This is a genomic window from Arthrobacter sp. FW306-1B-G06A (assembly GCF_058781765.1).
The window spans coordinates 119241-140053 of sequence record NZ_JBYSXB010000004.1 but is presented as its reverse complement, the minus strand read 5'-3'; the positions used below and the strand labels follow the sequence as shown (position 1 = coordinate 140053).

The following is a 20813-nucleotide window of genomic DNA, read 5'->3' as shown; positions in this document are numbered from 1 at the left end:
CACTCTAGCCGCTGCGCCGACAGCATTTGCCTACTGGAAGCTGGCTCCCACCAGGCCGCGGACCGCGGCGACGAGCTTCATGGGAGCGGTCGAGCCTGCCGGCGGAATGTAAACGGCTACCGACTCCGAGAAGGTCTGCACAAGGCCGACTTTCGTGGAATCCCCGCCCGCGAGCACTGCCGCGGCTTTGTCCACGGTCAGCGTGTCTCCATCCGACTTGGGTTTGCTGGTGAAATCGAAGTTCAGCTTTCCCACCACCACGGCGCCGCCGTCGGAGGTGCGGAACACTGCCGTATCCGTCGGAGAGGGCGTGTGCGTGAAGGTGAAATTGCCGTTGGTACCGGACTTGACCGTGCTCGCCTGGTAGTCAAGGACATCGGCTATGTAGGGCGAGTTGGTGCCTTCCACGAGCTTGTCCTTGAATGCCGAATCGGCCTTGGTCAAGCGATCGCCCAGGGCTGCCATCGCCTCGGTCCCGCTGTACTGCAGCCCGGACTTGTCTCCGGCCGCCAACTGCGCGGTTCCGCCCAAGGGGATCGCCGGGAAGGACGTTCCCGGCTGAAGCGGGGAAGTGCTCTTCAGCTTGTAGTTCTCCCGCGGCGAGGCCTGCACGAGGGTCAGGACCTGGGGAACCACGTTGCCATCGCCCTGGGTCAGGGCGATCACAGTGCGGGGCCAGGTTCGCTGGTTGGAGATGACGCTGCCCAGCAACTTGCTGGACCGGACGGGCATCCGCGCCTCGTGAGTAGCAACCTGGGACCGTATTTTATAGTTCTGCGTGCGCACCTGCAGTTCCGCGCCGTCAACCCTGGGAGCAAGTTTGGAGGCATCGCGTGCGGCATCTCCGGCCGCCACGGCGCCGGCGACCTGGTCCAGGATGCGCTTGAGCTGCGCGTCCACCAAGACGGGGACGTTCTGCGCTCCGGCGGTCCCCGCGGGGCTCGCCGTCGCGGATCCGGAGCCCGGCGCCGCGGATCCGGAGGGAGAAGGAGTCTCGGCCGCTTGGGCACCTGCCGCGGTGCCACCGACGAGGGCCGTCACAACAGCTGCGGCTACAAGCGAAATACGAAGTGCGGGACCCGCGGCTGTGCCTTTGTTGGTGTCCTGGGCAGGTGCGTCCCCGGCAGGTGTGTCCTCGCCCAGGGGGTCCTTGTCGGTTTCATCGGCGGTGCCTTTGCTGGCGGTCTCCGGGGAGTTTCCGGTGGTTACGCCGCCCCGCGGACCGTTGGGGCGGCCGCCCCGGCCCTTGGTGAACTTGCTGACGAACGGCAACGCCGCACCCGCGACAATGAGGATCGCGCCAATGACGATAAGCGGTACGGCCCACGGCATGGTGGCATCATTGGCGAATGTAATGGAGACCGACGACGGCGCCGGTTTGGTTCCGTCGCTCGCCAGAAGGAGTGACCAGTTGCCGCTCGCGGGAGGGGTGAAGGTGTACTCCAGCTGTCCGTCGGCGTTCTCCGTTTGCACCCACAAGTCCGATCCGGCAGGAGAGGGGGCGTTTGCTTCGCCGTCGGTGCCTGCAAGCTGGAGGGACTTGCCGTCCTCGGAGACGCCGTTGATGGTGTTGTGGGCGGTCTTGCCGACCCACGCATCGACGTCATCCGGACGTCCCACAGCCAACACGAACTTGCCGTCGCCCTTGACGCTGATCTGTCTCGGACCTCCCTTGTGGGTCAACACGTCTTGGGTGATCACCGTCAGCGGAGCGGCTTTGGAGTCGCCAGGGGCGGACGCGGTTACGGTCTCGGCCGGGGCCCAAAAGGTCAGCTGGCCAATGCCGGCCAACAGTGTCAGCAGGCCAAGCAGCACCAGCGAAACTGCAGTCTTCAATCGCACAGGAATACCAATCATCAGCGGTCGTTGAACTTCAAGGGTAACGGTTTTGTTACCAAGGAGTCAGTTCGGGGTCCTCCCAGAGGGCTTCCCGCCGGAGGGCTTACCCTCTAGAATTCGGCAATTCCGGCCTGCTGATAGTGTGGCGAACAACATGACATCGGGCACCCCTCGAGCCTGACCGCGGAACGAAAAGGCAGCTGAAACACGTGAAAGAGCGCAAGGATCCCACACCCGCCGAACAAGGGCCCGGCACCAGCCCGGGTGGCTTGGATGATGGGTCTGCCCACGACGGCAGGGATCACGGCGAGGGCCTGATGGCGTCCTTCGTGCGCCGCCTCCGCCAGCCCATTCCCGGCGCCCAACCGCGGGTCCGTTTCGAAATGCCTCCCGAACTTGAGCACGATGCAACCGCCGAACCCGCCTTGGATGAATCCGACGGCCCGCGCTTCGGTTCCCCTGGCCCGAGGATGTCCGCGCAACACCCGCTGTATGTCGGCTTCATGGGCACGGCCGGCGTAGGCGTCGCCCTCATGCTGTACTACATCGGCACCAACACCGCCCAACTGCTGTTGTGGATCGTGACGGCCCTGTTCATTGCCTTGGGACTTGACCCTGTGGTCCGCGGGCTCGAAGAGCGCAAGGTGCCGCGCCCGGCCGGCGTCGTCATCGCCGTCGGGGTCCTCGTTGCCGGAGTGGCGGCGTTTTTCGCCACCCTGATCCCCACCATCGTGGAACAGGTCTCACAGATCGTCCGGCAGGCTCCGGACTGGATCCGGGGCTTCGTGGATTCGGATTTCTTCCGCTCCCTGGACAGCCAATTCGGCGTCCGCGACAAGATCAGCCAGGAACTCGACAAGTTCGTCAAAAACCCGGACGCCATGGGCGGTATCTTCGGCGGCGTCGTCGGCTTCGGATCCACGGTGGCCAACGGGGTCTTCGGGACCCTGATCGTCCTGGTCCTCAGCCTCTACTTCCTCGGTGCCCTGCCTGCCATGAAGAGATGGGGATACAGGCTCGCACCACGCTCGCGCAGGCCCCGGGTGGAAGCGCTATCCGAAGAAATCACGCGCTCGGTGGGCAACTACGTGATCGGCCAGGTCTGTGTTGCCTTGCTCAACGCGCTGTTCGCGTTCATCGTCATGAGCATCCTGGGCATTCCGTTCAGCGTCCTGTTGGCGTTCGTGGTTGCCCTGCTTGCCTTCATCCCCTTGGTAGGCGGGCTGATTGCCGCTGTGGTGGTCATCCTGGTAGCTTTGACCGCCGGCTGGCAGACCGCCGTGATCTACGCCATCTGCTACTTCGCCTATCTGCAGTTCGAGGCCTACTTCATCTCTCCGCGCATCATGCAGAAGGCAGTTGCCGTCCCGGGTGCTGTCGCCGTGATCTCGGTGATCGCGGGCGGCAGCCTGCTGGGCGTGCTCGGTGCATTGATCGCCATCCCGACGGCCGCAGCCATCATGCTGCTGATCAAGGAAGTCTTCATCGTCCGCCAGGACCGCCACTAAGCGGTGACTGTTAAACCGTAGCCATTAGGCCGTGGCCACTGGGCCTGCCCACTGGCGAGGCAAGCCATGGGGTCCTGCACCGGCTTTCGTCACGTCGTCCACAATCTCGTCCAAAACCCGGGCAGCGTACTTCTCGCCGACCCACAAGTGCTTGGCGCCGTCGATCCCCACCACCCGGGCCTGGGGCACCAAACTGAATCGTTCCGCGGCCTCGGCGGGCTGAAGATAGTCGTCGTGTTCCGGAACCAGGACCGTCAGCGGCTTTCCCGAAGCAGCCCATTCCTTCAAATGCACGTCCGTTGCACGGTGCAGCGGCGGAGACAGCAGGACGGCGCCCTCCACTTGGGAAGCCACCGGTTCCACCGCACCGTACATCAAGGCCAGCTCGGTGCCGAAGGACCAGCCCACCAACCAGCGGTTCGGAAGCCCGCGCTCCACAGCGAAGCGAACAGCAGCCTCGACGTCGTACCGCTCGCCGATGCCCTCGTCGAAGTGCCCCTGGCTGGTACCCCGGGGCGAATGCGTTCCCCGCGTGTTGAAGCGCAGAACCGCGACGCCGGCCAGCGCCGGAAGCCGATAGGACGCCTTCCGGTAAACGTGCGAATCCATGAATCCGCCGTGCGTTGGCAGGGGGTGCAGGGTAATAAGGGTCGCCGAGATCTCGCCGGATTCCGGCAGCGCCAGCTCACCCACAAGCAACTTGCCGTCTTCGGTGCGGAATTCCACGTTTTCGCGGTGCGCCGGCAAAACGGTGGATGCCCTGATGTCCGTGGCAGACTCCGGCTGGCTGAAAACGAGGGAAGCGGGATCGAAACTCATGCTTCCAAGCTTAAGCGCTCAGCGGTATCTGTAGGTCCGGCCGGTCCAGCAGTTGTTGTGCCAGTGGCGGCGCTCCGCCAGGCCTGCGGCGTCGCCGAAGAGGTGCGTCTCGGACCACACCACCAGGTGGGCGATGCCAGGCATGATGGCCATCGAACAGCCGGGACATATATACGTCTTCTCGGCATTGCGTGCGGTCATGGTCCGGACCATCCAGTCGCCGTCGGGGGCGCTTTCCCTGCGGGCAATGCCCGAGCGGGCACGTTCCAGGTCCAGTTCCGGCGACTCGCCTGTCCGTTTCCAGCTTGCCTTGGCTGATTCGGTGCGTCGGGGGCGGTTGGAGCGGGGCATGACTCCATTCTGCCCCAGTCGCTAGTTGCGCGGGGCAGGGGATGCGGCAGAGGAAGTAAAGTGGAGCGGGTGCGACTCGTCATAGCCCGTTGTTCCGTAGATTACGTTGGCCGCCTCAAGGCCCACCTCCCCCTTGCCACCCGGCTTTTGCTCGTCAAATCCGATGGTTCGGTGCTGGTCCACTCCGACGGCGGCTCCTACAAGCCGCTGAACTGGATGAGCCCGCCCGCAACCCTCCGGGTGACGACGCCGGAAGAGACCGAAGTGGAAGAAGGCGTGGTGGAGCAGTGGACCGTGCAGTCGGCCAAGACCGATGACCGGCTCATCATCAACATCTACGAGCAACTCCATGACACGTCCCACGACCTCGGAACGGACCCCGGGCTCATCAAGGACGGCGTCGAGGCCGACCTTCAGCGACTGCTCGCCGAGCAGATCGAAACACTTGGTGCCGGCTATTCGCTCATCCGGCGCGAGTACTTCACTGCCATCGGTCCGGTGGACATCCTCGCCCGCGACGGCGACGGCAGGACGGTCGCCGTCGAACTCAAACGGCGCGGCGACATCGACGGCGTCGAGCAGCTCACGCGGTACCTCGAACTTCTCAATCGCGATCCGCTGCTGGCCCCGGTGCGGGGCATTTTCGCCGCCCAGCAGATCAAGCCGCAGGCGAAGGTCCTTGCCAACGACCGCGGAATCGACTGCGTCACCCTGGACTATGACGCGATGCGGGGCGTGGACGACAGCGAGTCCCGCTTGTTCTAGCGGTCCCGGCCTTCATCCCGGTTAAACCGGGCCAGGCGCGGGCCCCGGCAACTAGAATCAAAACATGACTGTCCCAGACCGGCCTGTATCTTCTTCTGCGCCCGTGCGCCACCTGATCACCGGAACCATCGTCAGCGACGGTGCGGTGATCGAAGATGGCCTGGTGGCGGTGGAAGACGACCGCATCGCCTTCGCCGGGCCGGCCGCCGAATTCCACGAAGCAGCCTTCGAGGGGTTCGAGGAAACTCCCCGGACCGATTTCCCCGCTGAACGGTATATCGTTCCCGGATTCGTGGACGTGCACTGCCATGGCGGCAATGGAGGCGACTTCCCCGGGGCTGATGAATCGTCGGCGCGCAAGGCCATCGATTTCCTGCACCGCTCCGGAACCACCACGCTCCTCGCCAGCATGGTCACGGCGCCCCGGGAGGACCTGCTCCGCGCCATCGAGCTTTTCGTGCGCCTGGCCGATGAAGGACTCGTAGCGGGAATCCACCTTGAGGGGCCCTTCCTCTCCCATGCACGATGCGGCGCCCAGAACCCTGCTTATTTGCTGGAACCGGACCTGGACCTCATGACGGAGCTCGTTGAAGCCGCTGCAGGCAAGCTTGCAACCATGACCTATGCCCCAGAGCTTCCGGGCGCCGCGGCACTCGTGGACCTGATGACGTTCCACGGAGTAACGCCGTCCCTTGGCCACACGGATTGCGACGACGCGACGGCGGCAGCCTCCCTCACTGCGGCGCGCGAGGGCCTGGAATCCGCCGGTTTCGACGGCGTCAGCTCTCTGCCCACCGTCACGCACTTGTTCAACGGCATGCCTCCCATGCACCACCGCTCCCCCGGCCCCGTGGCCGCCTCCCTTCGCACGGCCCAGGAAGGCAAGGCCGTGGTGGAACTGATTGCGGACGGCACGCACCTGGACCCAAGCACGGTCGCAACCGTCTTTCAGCTGGTAGGCGCAGCAAACGTTGTCCTCGTGACCGATTCGATGGCGGCGGCGGGACTCTCCGACGGAAACTACATGCTTGGCCCCTCCCCCGTGACCGTGACGGACGGCGTCGCTACCTTGGATGCCACGGGATCCATCGCGGGTGGCACCGCCACCATGCTCGACGTCGTCAGGCGCACGGTTGCGGCCGGCGTCGGGCTCGCCGACGCGGTTGCCTCGGCGACGGCGGTTCCCGCCGCGGTCCTGGGGCTCTCCGATGAACTTGGCGGCCTTCGCAGGGGCTTGCGGGCCGATCTCGTCGTCGTGGACAAGGAGCTTCAACTCGCTGGCGTATTGCGCAATGGGGATTGGCTGGCCTAGGCCGAATTTGCGTGCTCCCTATGGCGGATCCCGTGGCCGGCGCGCTTTCTTCCGTTACCTTCTTTTTACTTAAAATTTGTCGGAATTCCCCAGCAGACCGTTGACCTCCACTATCCGCCATGAAAGTGTTGTAGCAGTCTTTGTGTAGGTGTGATTCATGCTCGCAAGACGTGTTGCGAGCGTGAAGCTCCTGCGAAGCCAACCAGGCCTTGCTTGGACGGAATACCAGGTCTTCTCGCGGAGTAACCAAGGCCGGCACGCGGTGTGCCGGACTTAATAGTTCCACAATGAGGAGAAACAAAAATGGCACTGGGCACCGTCAAGTGGTTCAACGCTGAAAAGGGCTTCGGCTTCATTACCCCGGACGACGCTGAAGGCGACGTCTTTGTCCACTACTCCGAGATCCAGACCGGCGGATTCCGCACCCTCGACGAGAACCAGCGTGTTCAGTTCGAGATCGGTCAGGGCGCAAAGGGCCCGCAGGCCACCGGCGTAACCGCCGTCTAGTTTGACTGCCTGAATTCTGCTTGGCAGGTTCAGGGAAGGGGTTCCGCACAGGCTGCGGGACCCCTTTTCCTTTTCAGGTGACCAGGGTGCGGAGAAGCCTGGCAGTTTGGCGAACGGATAGCCCCGGCAAATATGCGCGGCTTAGCGCGGCGCCGATCGCGGGAATCTCCAGGCTGTCCTGATAGTACATATACAAAGTCCTGTACTCCGGCTGGAACCTCGATTTGAAGCGGGCCAATGAGCGGAATCCGTAAACAGGTTCCAGGGTCCTGCCCACGAGGTCGAGAATGCCCGCCAGGCCGGCTTCCCCGCTGGAGAATTCCTCGGTCTCGCCGGCAAGAGGAGAGCCCGACAAAGAAATGACCTCCACTCCCTGCCGCAACTCGTGCACTGCCGAGGCAATCATGAATTCCATGAGGCCAGGAAAGGCATCGCTTCGCCGACGCATGAAATCCAAGGTCCAGCTGATCACCCGCCCGTCACGAAACACCGGCAGCCAACTGGTGACCCCATAGACAAACCCTTTGCGGTCGACGGCGATGCAGCACAGCACTTCATCGTCCATCAGCTCGTCGAGGGAACCCAAGGTAAAGCCCATTTCGGGTACTTTTTTCCTGGCGGCCCACTCTTCCGACACTTCGCCGAGTTGGGAGCGTACGTGTTGCGGAAACTCCGAATAGCGCCCCCACCGGGCTTCAACGCCGGCCTTTAGCGCGCGGTTCTTTGCTGTACGGACGTTTTGCCACGCTTTGCCCGTGAACTCAAGGTCACGGATGGAGAGCCGGGTTTCCTGGGCGACCGCAATTCGGCGAAATCCCGCGGATTGCAGCATCGGCCACAATTCCTCGGTGCAGGAATAGAGGCACGGCACCAATGCATGGTGCGCACAGTAGTCCAGGAACCCCTCGGTCGCGGCAGGGGCTTGTGCGGGATCACCGAACGGTCCGGCAAGGGTCAGTGCCACGTTTCCGTGCTGCTGGTAGGCAATTCCAGCGTCCATTCCGGGAGTGAACCAGAACTTGTTCGGCTCCCACAGCGCCATCCACGAAAGCGACTCCCCGCCGCGTTTGACCAAAGCCTTGGCCGTCAGGCGGGCCGGATCGTCGCCGCCGGGCCCGTGCTGCCGTTTCAGGAGCAGCGTCCACACCGCTGCCATGGCCACGAGCCAGAAGATGATCCCGGACCACGCGAACAATATCGACTCGGCGGCGCTACGTTCCGCGAACACTCGACCGAAGGCCGTGGGTATGGGCAAGGGAAGATACTGCCGGGCGAGTTCCGCAATGAGGCCGAGGATGCCGCCGTCGTGCGCCATACCGCCCGAGCCGAGCCAGGCCCCGGTGTAGCCACTCGCCAAGATGAGCCACGTACCGCCAACCAGCCATGCCATTTTCCGGCGGAGCGGCGCCCTGGAGCCCACCACAAAGTTGCCCCGGAAAAGGAAGAGCAGGACCGCCAGGATAAGGGGAACCAGGGCGAGGGTCAGAATGTGGAACACCGCGGAGCCCATGACTACCGTGCGGCCCCGCCCTGGAAAATGCGGAATGCTGGCAAACAACACCAGATAGGCAAAGGACAAAGCCACCACACCGAGTTGCACGGCGATGGCGATTTTCAATGCCAAGCGCCTTCCTTGGCGCATGCCCACCGCGCAGATCAGGAGAAGCAACGCGGGCACCACCGCGAGGGCCACGCCGGCGGGCCCGGGATAGCCCTGGCGTCCAAGCTCAAGGCAGCTGATGTCCACGGTTCCACCGCAGTTCGCCTGTAACTGGTTGAGCGTCGGGACCGGGTTCAGGACCATTTCGCGGAGCAACGCGAGCGGCCCCGCGGGGCTCCTCACCGCGCCCGCCACCAAGGGCCCGACGCCGAAAATCGCCACCATGAGGGACAACAGGTTTCGGGTTTCACGCCTGGTCGCCCGGTGGCTCGGTTGAATCCCGTGGTCGAGCTGGAGCCACAGGCCCGCCCCCAGTCCGAGCACGGCTCCGGCCAGGGCCATGACGGCTGAGGGGTCGCCGACGTACAGGACCAAGAGGAGCGCCAAGGACACAGCGGTCGCCCTCAGGCGCCTGCGCCACAGGGTCGGGAGAAGGCCGCTGGCCGCCATCGAGACGAAGAGGGTTGCCGGAAGCGGCCCGGAAGTCCTGGCGTCCATCATCCGCCCCAGCCAGCCGTCGTCGGCGTAGGCTGCCAACTGGACCACCAACAGAAAAGCGGTGACCGTGGCAAACTGTCCGCCAAAGAAGCCCGCCGCCGTGCGGAACCACCCCAGCTTGCGCTCTGCAGAGCCCAACAGCACGACAAACAACAACGAGCTCATCACGTAATCGAGGGGGTTGGCTGCAAAGAACATCGACGTCCAGATGGACCACCAGTCCCCCGACTTCAATCCTCCGCCGCTCACGCTTGAAAGGTGCCGCAAGACGTCGGGACCGTACCCGAGATCTGAGTCGAAGATCGCGGGAGTGAGAAGGTACAGGGCGAGCACAATCACGGTGAACGGGATTGCCCCGATGTGGGCAGCCACGTTGCCCAGGATGGCCCGGGCAAGCGTTGCCACCATCTTCCGGGCGGGTTTGCCTTCTTCGGGATCAGTCGCCTGGTCCTTGGATAACCGGGCTTCCTGGGTGCTCACTGGACGAGTCCCCAGCGAGGGGCCAGGAATTCCATGGCGGAAGGAAGCTCTTGCACGGCGACCGCCCACGAATGGCCGGCTCCGGAAACTGAAGCGTGCCGGATGTCGAAGCCGGAGGTGCGGGCGGCCGCCGCAAGCTCGGTGGCGTAGCCGACGAATTCGCCGTCCGAGGCCCCGACGGCGAAGAAGCCCGCAAGCCCGTCGTAGCTTCGCTGTTTCATCAGGTTCAACGGTGTCAGGGCGTCGAAGGCCGTAGAGTCGCCGCCAAATGCGGTCTGGATGGTCCGCCGGCGGTCCGGGCCAAGTGAAGGCTCCCGCTCTCCCGAGAACGCGATGAACGAAGGATAGATTTCGGGATGCAGCGTAGTCATCTGCACGGCACACGTTGCGCCGAAGGAGAACCCGCCGACCGTCCACTTCCTTGGGTCGGCCGAAACCTCGAGCGTCGAATTGATCCAACGCGGAACATCGATCGCTAGGTAGGTATCCGCACGTGCGATCCGGCTATCCATGCACATCGTGTTTGCGGTATCGGAACCGTTGGGATCGACCACCACGACGACGGGCGCCACGCCTCCGTGCCGGGCGGCGAAAGTATTCATGGCCGGTTCAAGGAGACCGCCGGTCAGCCAGTCGGCGGGACGTCCGGGTTGGCCGGCAAAGAGCACGAGCACCGGTAGTTGGCTGCGGTCAGCGGATTGGTAGGCCGGCGGCAGGTAGATGAAAGCATCCTGGGCCGTGAATCCGGATTCGATTCCGGGGATCGACGCCCTGCGGACAAGTCCCCCCTCAGGCAGCGACACCGGGAGGGTTCGGGAAGAACCCCTTTTGAACCCCTCCTCAAGCTGTGGGATCCGTCCAACATTGTGGCCGAAGAGATCAGCCGCCGTGTGGTTAAGCCCGAAGTAGCTGTTGATCTGAAACGCGGAGAGGAGCAGGACCGCGAAGAACGAGAACCCTGCGGCGCTCCTGCCGCGCCACGAGGAACCCGGAAGCCGAAAAAGGAAGAGGGACAGCGCGGAAAAGGCAACCGTCGACCAAGCGAGGACATCGAAGGGGAGATCCTCCGGGAAGACGGTGAGGACGTTGACGAGTAGCCAATGAATGACCGCAACAACTCCACTTGCGGCGATAAGCGACACAACAATGGAAAGCAGCCAGCGCCGGTCCCATCGCAGGAGAAGGAATGCGCTCCCGGCAATTCCAGCGCCAAAGATGGTCCAATAGAAGGGACCATCAACAAGGCTCAGGTTGTACAGGAATTCCACTGTCCTCAGCGCCAGGTGCCGACGCCCACCACGGGGCCGGCCTCCAGCCAGGATGACAACCCGGCGTAGGCATCAAATCTCATTGCCAGCATGAACCGCTGGCCTTCGTGCTGGAGTTCGACGACCACGACGTCGGGCTGCAGCCTCGTCAGTTCTTCCTCCGTTGGCTTCCGGCGGCCCAAGAGTTCCAGGGAGCTGCGGCGGAAGCTGTGTCTTGGACGGAAGCTAAGGGAAAGCAGGCGGAACCACTCAAGCTCCGAGTCCTGATAACGACAAACCCCCATCCGCCAGCTGTTTCCAGCCGTGCAAATGGAGGCGTCGACCGTGCCCAGGGCGCGCCGCAGATTGAAGCGGCGCACCCCGACGAGGCACAGTGTAAAGATCAGCAACGCAAACGCCGTTGCCAAGGCGATGAACGGAATAGCAGAGTCGTCCATCAAGGTCTTGCTATCGGATCCCCGCAGTAGCTGAATCGCCCAACTGGGCGTTGTCAGCGACGATCACCACGCGGTTGTTGTCGACGGAGAAGAACCCGCCGTCCACAACTACTGCAAGGCGGTCTCCGGTAACCGGCTCGATGGCCAGCTCGCCCGCGGCCAGAATGGCGAGGAGCGGCGAGTGGCCCGGCAGGATCCCGATTTCACCATCGCTGGTACGGGCCTTGACCATCTTGGCCGCACCGGACCACACGAAGTGGTCCGCTGCGACAATCTCAACCTCGAGCTCAGCCATACTACTTGGTCTGTTCCTGGATCTTGGCCCACTGGCGCTCGACGTCATCCAGGCCGCCGACGTTGAAGAACGCCTGCTCTGCGATGTGGTCCAGCTCGCCGTCGCAAATCGCCGTGAAGCCTTCGACAGTGTCCTTGATGGACACGGTGGAGCCTTCGACGCCGGTGAACTGCTTTGCGGTGTAGGTGTTCTGGGACAGGAACTGCTGGATGCGGCGTGCACGCGACACGACGATCTTGTCTTCTTCGGACAGTTCGTCGACGCCGAGGATGGCGATGATGTCCTGGAGTTCCTTGTTCTTCTGCAGGATCTGCTTCACACGGACAGCCGTGTTGTAGTGGTCCTTGCCGATGTACTGCGGGTCTAGGATGCGGGAAGTCGACGTCAGCGGGTCAACAGCCGGGTACAGACCACGGGAGGCGATTTCACGGGAAAGTTCCGTGGTCGCGTCGAGGTGTGCGAAGGTCGTTGCCGGAGCCGGGTCGGTGTAGTCATCAGCCGGCACGTAGATAGCCTGCATCGACGTGATCGAGTGGCCCTTCGTCGAGGTGATGCGCTCCTGCAGGAGGCCCATCTCGTCAGCGAGGTTCGGCTGGTAACCAACTGCGGACGGCATGCGGCCGAGCAGGGTGGAGACCTCGGAGCCCGCCTGCGTGAAGCGGAAGATGTTGTCGATGAAGAGCAGCACGTCCTGGTTCTGCACATCGCGGAAGTACTCCGCCATAGTGAGCGCAGACAATGCCACACGCAAACGCGTTCCCGGCGGTTCGTCCATCTGGCCGAATACAAGGGCAGTGTCCTTGAGGACGCCTGCCTCTTCCATTTCAACCCAGAGGTCGTTTCCTTCACGGGTACGCTCGCCAACGCCGGCGAATACCGAAGTACCACCGAAGTTGCGGGCCACACGGGTGATCATTTCCTGGATCAGAACGGTCTTGCCGACACCGGCGCCACCGAACAGACCGATCTTTCCACCCTTGATGTACGGGGTGAGAAGGTCGATGACCTTGATGCCGGTCTCGAGCATCTCCGTGGAGCCCTCAAGGGACGCGAAGGCCGGGGCCTTGCGGTGGATCGGCCAGTAAGCGTCCGCGTTGATCTCGGACTCGTCAACGTCCAGCGGCTTGCCGAGAACGTTGAAGATGTGGCCCTTGACGCCGTCGCCGACAGGCACGGAGATCGGGGAGCCGGAGTCCTGCACGGAGGTGCCGCGGACGAGTCCGTCGGTGGCCTGCAGGGAGATGGCACGGACGAGGTTGTCACCCAGGTGCTGGGAGGTCTCGAACGTGATGGTCTTGGTCTCACCGTTGAGGGTTACCTCGGTGGTGAGTGCGTTGTAGATCGACGGGATTGCGTCAGCCGGAAATTCGACGTCGACAACCGGGCCGATGACGCGGGCAATGCGGCCGGTGGCGCCGGCCGTTGCGGCTGCGTGCTCGGTAGCGGTGGCAGTCATCTCTCTCACTTCACTCAGTAGATGGCGTGGGGTTAAGTTTATCTATTTGGTGCAGGTGCAGCTTGCGCCGAACCATGCACCGGCAACTACGCGCTCAGGGCGTCGGCGCCGGCCACGATTTCGGAAAGCTCCTGCGTGATCTCAGCCTGGCGGGCCGTGTTGCGCAGACGCGTGTACTTCTTGATCAGTTCGGTCGCATTGTCGCCTGCCGACTTCATGGCGCGCTGGCGGGCGGCGAGCTCGGAAGCCGCTGCCTGCAACATTGCCGCGAAGATGCGGGACTCGATGTAACGCGGAAGAAGAGCGTCAAGCACCTGCTCCGACTCCGGTTCGAACTCGTACAGCGGCAGAAGCTCGGACTCGCTGACTGCCTGCTCTTCGACCTCGAGCGGCAGCAGACGGACAACCGTGGGCTCCTGCGTCACCATCGACTTGAAGCGGGTGTAAACGACGTGGATCTCATCCACGCCACCCTCAGCGAAGTCGTTGGCGAACTCTTCGAGAAGAGCGGCGCCGACTTCCTTGGCAGTCTCGAATTCCGGTGCGTCCGTTCCGCCGGTCCACACGCGGGAGTACGAACGGCTGCGGAAGTCGAAGTATGCCTGGGCCTTGCGGCCAACCAGGTAGGTCTTGACTTCCTTGCCCTCTGCCCGGAGAAGCTCGTTGAGACCTTCAGCCTTCTTGAGCACGCTTGCGGAGTAAGAACCAGCCAGGCCACGGTCCGAGGTGATGACCAGGACGGCGGCACGGCGGATCTGCTCCGGCTCGGTGACTAGCGGGTGATCGATTTCGCTCTGGCTTGCGACAGCAGAAACAGCACGGGTAATCGCGTTTGCGTAGGGCGTCGAAGCTGCAACGCGGGCGCGGGCCTTACCGATGCGCGAGGTAGCGATCAGTTCCATCGCCTTGAAGATCTTGCGCATCGACGTCGTCGAGCTGATCTTCTGGCGGTAGACCCGGATCTGGGCTCCCATACATTTCCTTTCCTAAGATCCCGATGGATCAGCGGCTAAGGCTTTGGCGAAGGTACCGGGCCTGCGGATTCCGCAGGCCCGGTAACCAATGCTCTAGCGCTTCTGCTTGACGATCTTTTCCTGGTCGACTTCGCCACCGGAAATCGCTTCGTGCTCTTCGTGGCCGGCGCCAACCAAGCGGTTGTCGCCCTCCCCGAAGAAGCCCTTCTTGAAGTCGATGATCGAGGACTTCAGCGCTTCAGCGGTGTCGTCGTCCAGGACGTTGGTCTGCGCCAGCGTGGTCAGGATGGAGGACTTGTGCTTGAGGTGCTCCAGGAACTCGGACTCGAAACGGCTGACATCCTCAACCGGAACGTCGTCCAAGTAGCCCTTCGTACCGGCCCAGATGGAGACAACCTGGTCCTCGACCGGGAACGGCGAGTACTGGCCCTGCTTGAGCAGTTCCATCAGGCGGGCACCACGGGTCAGCTGCTGGCGTGACGCCGCGTCGAGGTCGGACGCGAACATCGCGAAGGCCTGCATGTCGCGGTACTGCGCCAGGTCCAGCTTCAAGGTACCGGAGACCTTCTTCATGGACTTGACCTGTGCCGCACCACCAACACGGGACACGGACACGCCGACGTCAACAGCGGGGCGCTGGTTGGCGTTGAACAGGTCCGACTGCAGGAAGATCTGGCCGTCGGTGATGGAGATGACGTTGGTCGGGATGTAGGCCGAGACGTCGTTCGCCTTGGTTTCCACGATCGGAAGACCGGTCATCGAGCCTGCGCCGAGCTCATCGGAGAGCTTGGCACAACGCTCCAGCAGACGGGAGTGCAAGTAGAAAACGTCACCCGGGTACGCTTCGCGTCCCGGCGGGCGGCGGAGCAGCAGGGACACTGCACGGTAGGCTTCGGCCTGCTTCGACAGGTCGTCGAAGATCACCAGGACGTGCTTGCCGCCGTACATCCAGTGCTGGCCGATGGCCGAGCCGGCGTACGGAGCCAAGTACTTGAAGCCTGCGGGGTCGGATGCCGGGGAAGCCACGATGGTGGTGTATTCCAGCGCGCCGTGGTCTTCCAGGGTCTGGCGCACAGCGGCAATGGTGGAAGCCTTCTGGCCGACACCGACGTAAACGCAGCGCACCTGCTTGCTGACATCGCCCGAAGCCCAGTTGGCCTTCTGGTTGATGATGGTGTCGACGGCGATGGCGGTCTTGCCCGTCTGGCGGTCACCGATGATCAGCTGGCGCTGGCCACGGCCGATCGGAATCATGGCGTCAATTGCCTTGAGACCGGTCTGCATGGGCTCGTGAACCGACTTACGCTGGGTCACGCCCGGAGCCTGGAGTTCCAGGGCACGGGTGGTCTCGGCCTTGATCTCGCCGAGGTCGTCGATCGGCTGGCCCAAGGGGTCAACTACGCGGCCAAGGAAGGCGTCGCCTACCGGGACGGACAGGATTTCACCGGTGCGGTGGACTTCCTGGCCTTCTTCGATACCGGTGAAGTCACCGAGGATGATGACGCCGATTTCGCGGACGTCGAGGTTCTGGGCCAAGCCCAGGGTGCCGTCTTCGAAGCGAAGCAGCTCGTTCGCCATGACCGAGGGAAGGCCCTCAACACGGGCGATGCCGTCACTTGCGGCGGTCACGCGGCCGACCTCTACGCGCTCTGCGTTTCCGGGTTCGTAGGACGCCGCGAACTCGTTCAACGCATTACGGACGTCGTCGGCGTTGATGGTCAATTCGGCCATCTGCAGTCCCTGCTCTCCTGTTTTCGTGATCATCGTTGCTCACGATGACCGGTGTTTGTATCAGTTAAGTTGTGCTTGTCTGGCTAGCCAGCGAGTTGCCGGCGGAGTTCGGACAGGCGGGCTACGACGGAAGCGTCAACCACTTCGTCTGCCACCTGGACCCGGATTCCACCGATCAGAGTTGGATCAACGCTGACGTTGACCTTCAGCTCGCGGCCGTAGAGGGCATCAAGCCCGGCCTGCAGACGGCTGGCCTGCGCATCCGTCAACGGACGGGTAACGCGGACAGTTGCGATCCAGCGCTGCTGGCGCTTGGCTGCAAGCTTGGCGAAATTGTCGATGAGCTTGCTCGGCTTGACGCCGCGTGGCTGCGATACGGCCTGGGCGATGAGGAGCTGGGCTTCCGGGCTTGCGCCAGGAACCAACTTCTCAGCCAGGCTGATCTTGGCCGCGGCACTTGCCTGCGACTCTCCCAGGGCACGTTGTACCTCGTGGCTGGAAGCAACGGTCTGGTTGAAAGCAAACAGATCGTTTTCCAGCTCTTCCAGCCCCGTGATTCCGGAGGCAGAAACGGCCGACTTGTTCTCAGCCACGGCGATGACCACCGTGGCGGCAAGAGTCTCGAGTGCATCGCCGATATCGCGTGCCGATGCCCAGCGTGAGCTGGCCAATCCACTCGCGATTTCCGCAGCATCAGCGGAGACTTTCCCGCCAACCAGCTGCTTGACCAGCGCCGACTTTTCTTCTCCGCTGCGGGAGGGGTCAGTCAGGGCGCGGCGCAAGCCAGCCGAGCTGTCCACCGTTCCCAGGATTCCGAAGAGGTCCTTAGCCAACTGCAGCGAGGCCGTCGGAAGCGTGGCTTCCAACTGCTCCAGCGCCTTGGTCAGCGATTCGCTCGATACACCTGCCATTACTTAGCTGCACCTGCGCTCTGGGTCTCCAGATCTGCAAGGAAGCGGTCCACCACGCGGGCGGCACGCTCGTCATCGCTGAGCGATTCGCCAACGATGCGCTCTGCCAAAGTCGTGGCAAGGGTGCCCACCTCGGAACGCAGGGAGACAACAGCTGCCTGGCGCTCCGATTCGATCTGGGCGTACGCCTGCTCAGTGATGCGAGCCGACTCGGCTGCTGCCTTGGTCTTCAGCTCCGCGAGGATCTGGGCACCTTCGGCTCGAGCTTCTTCGCGGATGCGGTTGGCTTCGGCGCGGGCATCGTGGAGCTGCTGCTTGTACTCTTCGAGAGCTGCAGAAGCTTCGGCCTGGGCCTTTTCAGCCTTGGCAATGCCGCCCTCAATCGCCTCTGCGCGCTCGGCAAAGGTCTTCTCGAACATCGGGACAACAAACTTGACCACGATGTACAAGAGGACCACGAAGCCGGCGAAGACGACGCCCATTTCCCAGAGATTGGGAACGAGCGGATTAGCCGACTCGGCGGCACCTTGAGCGGCGGCTGAGATGATCTGCTGATTCATGTTTCACCCGTCCTTATCTACTCGGTTCTGAATGTTCGCTTGGTTCTTAGCGGTTTACTTGAGAACGAAAGCGAAGACCAGGCCGAGGATGGCGAGGGCTTCCGTCAGAGCCAGACCAAGGAACGCGATCGGCTGGAGCACGCGCTGGGCTTCCGGCTGACGTGCAACACCGTTGATGTAAGCAGCAAATACGAGACCCACACCGATACCACCGCCGATTGCGGAGAGACCGTAGCCAATGAGGTTAAGGGAGCCGTTGATGTCGCCGTTCATTGTATTCCTTTCAAGATGCCGCAGTCGCGGCAGGTTGTTTGGTTTGCTTCAACCCCCGAAGGGGAAGATTGAGGGGTTGTGCCTAGTGGCTGTCGGCGTGGAGCGCGCCTTCGATGTAGATCGCAGTCAGAAGGGTGAAGACGTATGCCTGAAGCACCATGATCAAGGCTTCGAGCATGTACATGGCGACGGCGCCAACAAGTACCAGCACGGATGCGCCTTTGAGAAGGACGTTCTCCTGCATGACAAGGAACTCAATACCGGAGCCGGCGATCATCACGATGAGGTGTCCGGCCATCATGGTGGCGAAGAGACGGAGGCTGTGCGTCACGGGCCGGACCAGGAAGTTGGAGATAATTTCGATCGGTACGACGATCGGCAGGATGTACCAAGGAACTCCGGAAGGAACCGTGGCCAGCTTGAAGTACTTCAGGCCGTTCTTCCTGATGCCGATGCCGATCCAGGTGACGTACACGACTGCGGCCAGCACATAGGCCCCGCCGACGTGCGAGAAGCTCGGAAGCTGGATCACGGGAATGGCGCCGTAGATGTTGTTCACCAGGATGAAGAAGAACAAGGAGAACAGAAGCGGCACGAACTTCATGAAGTCGCGGCCGCCGATAATGTCCTTGGCGATGCTGTTGCGGACGAAGCCGTAGGCCATCTCGCCTGCGAACTGCAGTTTGCCGGGAACCAACTGCTGCTTGCGTGCAGCAGCAATGAAGAATGTGGCGATAAGAACCACCGACAGGATCACCAGCAACATCTGCTTGGAGAAGCCATCGCTCGCACCCCACGGCAGGATAGCCGGCAGGTGCATTTGGTCGATTCCGGGAGGAGTGAAGGTCCCTGAATCCTGGGCCGGGAGCGCAAGCGCGATCAACGCGTTTCCTCTCTGCAGTGTCCATCATTGGGCGTTGTTGAGGATCCGGCCGCGTTTCTTGCAGCCATTTCCCGTGTGAAATTATTTGGCATTACTGTTCCCGTCCTGGGACGGACCACTGTCTGCTTTGCTTCCACCGGAAGACGAGCGATGACTTGTGAGGCCGTGCATATGGGAAAGATAGAACCCTCCTGCGGCTCCAAGCAGAGCGCCAAGGAGCACAATCCAGCGAGTCCCCCACAGATTATCCAGACCCCAGCCTATCAAACTCCAGACTATGATTCCGCCAACAATGTAGCTGAAGACGGCTATGCCGGCGTTGTATCCGCCGTCGCTTCCGTCGCTCACTTGCTCAGCGGAATCGCCGGTTTTTGGGGCATTGGATGTCTCGGAGCGTCGCTTGTTCCTAGGAGTGAACATCGCCGCCCCCTTTGCCCGCTGCGGGGTCGTTGTAGATCTGGAGCCGGGCCTTGCTGAAGCCGTAGATTTCGGCGGCTTGCCACGAGACAACCGTGACGACGGCGCCGATCACGAACCAGCGTCCGTGCAGCCAGGCGGGCGCTCCCACGACGAAGAGCACCACCGCGAAGCCGACCACCTTGACAAAGTAGCTGGCAACGAAAAGGCCCACCGCGCCGGAGGGGTTATCCCGGCCGACGAAATGGCCGATCAGGAGGCTGATAGCAAAAAATGCCATCACGATCGCCCCGCCGAATGCGGCAGAGAGCACCCCTACGCCACCGTTCATGACCGCCGCAACAGCCGACGTTGCCGCGAGGGCCGCCACCGCCGTCGTCGAGCTGAGGAAAAGAAGCCGGAGCCACAGCGAAGACATGGAGCGGGGGGCAGCAACGCCGCTTGAGTCGGACTGCTGTCCGCCGGCGTTGGAGGTCATGGGGATGCCAATCGTCGTGGCAAGAATGCCAAAGTCTCAAAAAGGGTGGGTGCGCGGGCGAGTGACTGTCCGCCCTAGAATTCTACATGAGATAGAACTGTGATGTTAACGCCCTCGTCACACATCGTCTACTGGGCAGCGCGCCCTTTTCGGACAAAGTAGGGCCAGGCCGTCACCCCGGCCATGATCAATGCGGCCACGATGTCGACCGTGAGGACCATCTGCCAGGGGAAGATGGCGAACGCGAGGCCTCCGAACGCCAGAATGCAGGTCCACACGTACATCATGAGCACCGCCGTGCGGTGGGTGTGGCCGAGCTCGATGAGCTTGTGGTGCAAGTGACCGCGGTCCGCAGACCATGGCGATTGGCCGCGAGCTGTCCGCCGCAACACCGCCAAGCCAAGGTCCAGCAACGGCAGCGACAAAATCGCGAACGGCAGCAGGATGGGCACGATGGTCGGAATACCGTTGGCGCGGTCGTAGAGTCCGGAACTGATCTGGCCCGTGGACACCACACCGGCCGAGGCCATCACGAGGCCCAGAAGCATGGCGCCGGAGTCGCCCATGAAGATTTTGGCCGGGAACCAGTTATGCGGCAGGAATCCGATGCAACAACCGACGATGATGGCCATCAGCAGCGCCGCCAGATCCGAGCGGTCCGTCAGCGTTGCATTGCGGTGGACCCAATACGCCGTCAGGAAGAACGCAACCCCGCCGATCGCGGCGACGCCGGCCGCGAGGCCATCGAGGCCATCGATGAAATTGACGGCGTTCATGGTGGTCACGATGAGGAGCGCAGTCAGGACAATCCGCAGCGGTTCCGCCTCGATCCGGATGGGTTCCGGAACAAAAGGAATCACGGACATCTGCACGCCCCAGACCGCAACGATCGTACCCGCCGTGCATTGACCGATCAGCTTGACCCACCAGCGGATGTCCATCACGTCGTCGGCAACACCGACCGCGACGATCACCAAGGCACCCGCCAGGATTCCCCACGGCGCACCGTTTCCGTGGAAGATGTCCTTCACGAAGAACGAATTGCTGGCTACCACGAGGGCCACGGCGAAGCCTGCGAAGAGTCCCAGGCCTCCGAGCCTGGAAATCGGGACTGAGTGCATATCCCGGCTGCGGATGGGGGCGAAAAGCCGGAGTTTGTTACCCATCTGGCGGGCTACCCACGTAGCGAGATACGACACGACGGCAGCCGTGAGCATCATGAGCGAATACATGATCACGTGGCGGCTCCTGTTGGCGGTGGTGGTGGATTATGTCCCTGGCGACTAGCTGCCGGCACAACACCTGCAACACCTCTGCGCACCGCCGAATATTGCTGTACTACAGTTGGACTCTGTCAAGATACTAGCGTCAACGGCGGCTTTGCTCCGTTT

Annotated in this window: 21 protein-coding genes; 4 read left to right on the top strand and 17 right to left on the bottom strand. The window is 62.7% G+C overall.

What is annotated here, in order from left to right; all coding sequences use genetic code 11:
• Positions 1-30: 30 nt before the first annotated feature.
• Positions 31-1857 carry a DUF8094 domain-containing protein gene (locus AC3WJM_RS03435; protein WP_441437143.1) on the bottom strand — a complete coding sequence of 609 codons (1827 nt, stop codon included), beginning with the start codon at positions 1855-1857 and terminating at the stop codon, positions 31-33.
• Positions 1858-2156: 299 nt separating this feature from the next.
• Between AC3WJM_RS03435 and AC3WJM_RS03430 the strand changes: the two genes are divergently transcribed.
• Positions 2157-3347: an AI-2E family transporter gene (locus AC3WJM_RS03430; RefSeq protein ID WP_284988486.1), complete on the top strand. Its 1191-nt coding sequence runs from the start codon at positions 2157-2159 to the stop codon at positions 3345-3347.
• A 24-nt stretch (positions 3348-3371) separates the two neighbouring features.
• On the opposite strand, the gene AC3WJM_RS03425 is transcribed toward AC3WJM_RS03430, so the two are convergent.
• A complete protein-coding gene (locus tag AC3WJM_RS03425; protein ID WP_306960904.1) occupies positions 3372-4166 on the bottom strand; it encodes an alpha/beta hydrolase in 795 nt (264 codons plus the stop codon).
• Between the two features lie 18 nt (positions 4167-4184).
• On the bottom strand, positions 4185-4517 hold the full coding sequence (locus AC3WJM_RS03420) for an Rv1322 family protein (RefSeq protein ID WP_284751215.1): 333 nt from the start codon (positions 4515-4517) through the stop codon (positions 4185-4187).
• Between the two features lie 69 nt (positions 4518-4586).
• Here AC3WJM_RS03420 and nucS point away from each other — a divergent pair, with 69 nt between their 5' ends.
• The 3 genes from nucS (at position 4587) to AC3WJM_RS03405 (ending at position 7101) form a co-directional block, all read left to right on the top strand.
• Entirely contained in the window at positions 4587-5282 is a 696-nt protein-coding gene (gene nucS, locus AC3WJM_RS03415; RefSeq protein WP_284988405.1) for an endonuclease NucS, read from the top strand.
• A 64-nt stretch (positions 5283-5346) separates the two neighbouring features.
• On the top strand, positions 5347-6594 hold the full coding sequence (gene nagA, locus AC3WJM_RS03410) for an N-acetylglucosamine-6-phosphate deacetylase (protein WP_492271202.1): 1248 nt from the start codon (positions 5347-5349) through the stop codon (positions 6592-6594).
• A 303-nt stretch (positions 6595-6897) separates the two neighbouring features.
• Positions 6898-7101 carry a cold-shock protein gene (locus AC3WJM_RS03405; RefSeq protein WP_028264741.1) on the top strand — a complete coding sequence of 68 codons (204 nt, stop codon included), beginning with the start codon at positions 6898-6900 and terminating at the stop codon, positions 7099-7101.
• 73 nt (positions 7102-7174) lie between these two features.
• On the opposite strand, the gene AC3WJM_RS03400 is transcribed toward AC3WJM_RS03405, so the two are convergent.
• The 14 genes from AC3WJM_RS03400 to AC3WJM_RS03335 all read right to left on the bottom strand — a co-directional run bounded on the left by AC3WJM_RS03400 (position 7175) and on the right by AC3WJM_RS03335 (position 20660).
• Positions 7175-9667, bottom strand: coding sequence for a bifunctional lysylphosphatidylglycerol flippase/synthetase MprF (locus AC3WJM_RS03400; RefSeq protein ID WP_492271215.1), 2493 nt, complete (start codon positions 9665-9667; stop codon positions 7175-7177).
• Positions 9668-9735: 68 nt separating this feature from the next.
• Positions 9736-11007 (bottom strand): alpha/beta hydrolase, encoded by a 1272-nt coding sequence (locus AC3WJM_RS03395; RefSeq protein ID WP_492271201.1) that lies wholly within the window; start codon positions 11005-11007, stop codon positions 9736-9738.
• 5 nt (positions 11008-11012) lie between these two features.
• Complete coding sequence (locus AC3WJM_RS03390) at positions 11013-11444, bottom strand: DUF2550 domain-containing protein (RefSeq protein WP_059387617.1); 432 nt, start codon at positions 11442-11444, stop codon at positions 11013-11015.
• Between the two features lie 10 nt (positions 11445-11454).
• Complete coding sequence (locus AC3WJM_RS03385) at positions 11455-11739, bottom strand: F0F1 ATP synthase subunit epsilon (protein WP_059387616.1); 285 nt, start codon at positions 11737-11739, stop codon at positions 11455-11457.
• 1 nt (position 11740) lies between these two features.
• The gene (atpD, locus tag AC3WJM_RS03380; protein ID WP_059387615.1) at positions 11741-13195 is read right to left on the bottom strand and encodes a F0F1 ATP synthase subunit beta; all 1455 of its coding nucleotides are present in this window, start codon (positions 13193-13195) and stop codon (positions 11741-11743) included.
• An 86-nt stretch (positions 13196-13281) separates the two neighbouring features.
• Positions 13282-14169, bottom strand: coding sequence for a F0F1 ATP synthase subunit gamma (locus AC3WJM_RS03375; RefSeq protein WP_059387614.1), 888 nt, complete (start codon positions 14167-14169; stop codon positions 13282-13284).
• Positions 14170-14262: 93 nt separating this feature from the next.
• Entirely contained in the window at positions 14263-15900 is a 1638-nt protein-coding gene (gene atpA / locus AC3WJM_RS03370; RefSeq protein WP_059387613.1) for a F0F1 ATP synthase subunit alpha, read from the bottom strand.
• Positions 15901-15983: 83 nt separating this feature from the next.
• Positions 15984-16811, bottom strand: a complete 828-nt coding sequence (locus tag AC3WJM_RS03365; protein ID WP_284988407.1) for a F0F1 ATP synthase subunit delta — start codon at positions 16809-16811, stop codon at positions 15984-15986.
• The gene (locus tag AC3WJM_RS03360) at positions 16811-17371 is read right to left on the bottom strand and encodes a F0F1 ATP synthase subunit B (RefSeq protein WP_078108476.1); all 561 of its coding nucleotides are present in this window, start codon (positions 17369-17371) and stop codon (positions 16811-16813) included. Before AC3WJM_RS03360 ends, AC3WJM_RS03365 begins: the two co-directional genes overlap by 1 nt.
• A gap of 54 nt (positions 17372-17425) precedes the next feature.
• Positions 17426-17644 (bottom strand): ATP synthase F0 subunit C, encoded by a 219-nt coding sequence (atpE, locus tag AC3WJM_RS03355; RefSeq protein ID WP_028264751.1) that lies wholly within the window; start codon positions 17642-17644, stop codon positions 17426-17428.
• A gap of 82 nt (positions 17645-17726) precedes the next feature.
• Entirely contained in the window at positions 17727-18527 is an 801-nt protein-coding gene (atpB, locus tag AC3WJM_RS03350; RefSeq protein ID WP_059387612.1) for a F0F1 ATP synthase subunit A, read from the bottom strand.
• An 81-nt stretch (positions 18528-18608) separates the two neighbouring features.
• Positions 18609-18947 carry a hypothetical protein gene (locus tag AC3WJM_RS03345; protein ID WP_284988408.1) on the bottom strand — a complete coding sequence of 113 codons (339 nt, stop codon included), beginning with the start codon at positions 18945-18947 and terminating at the stop codon, positions 18609-18611.
• Complete coding sequence (locus AC3WJM_RS03340) at positions 18934-19422, bottom strand: Cg1360 family ATP-synthase-associated protein (RefSeq protein ID WP_284988409.1); 489 nt, start codon at positions 19420-19422, stop codon at positions 18934-18936. Before AC3WJM_RS03340 ends, AC3WJM_RS03345 begins: the two co-directional genes overlap by 14 nt.
• Before the next feature lie 128 nt (positions 19423-19550).
• Positions 19551-20660 carry an MraY family glycosyltransferase gene (locus tag AC3WJM_RS03335; RefSeq protein ID WP_284988410.1) on the bottom strand — a complete coding sequence of 370 codons (1110 nt, stop codon included), beginning with the start codon at positions 20658-20660 and terminating at the stop codon, positions 19551-19553.
• Positions 20661-20813: the final 153 nt, after the last annotated feature.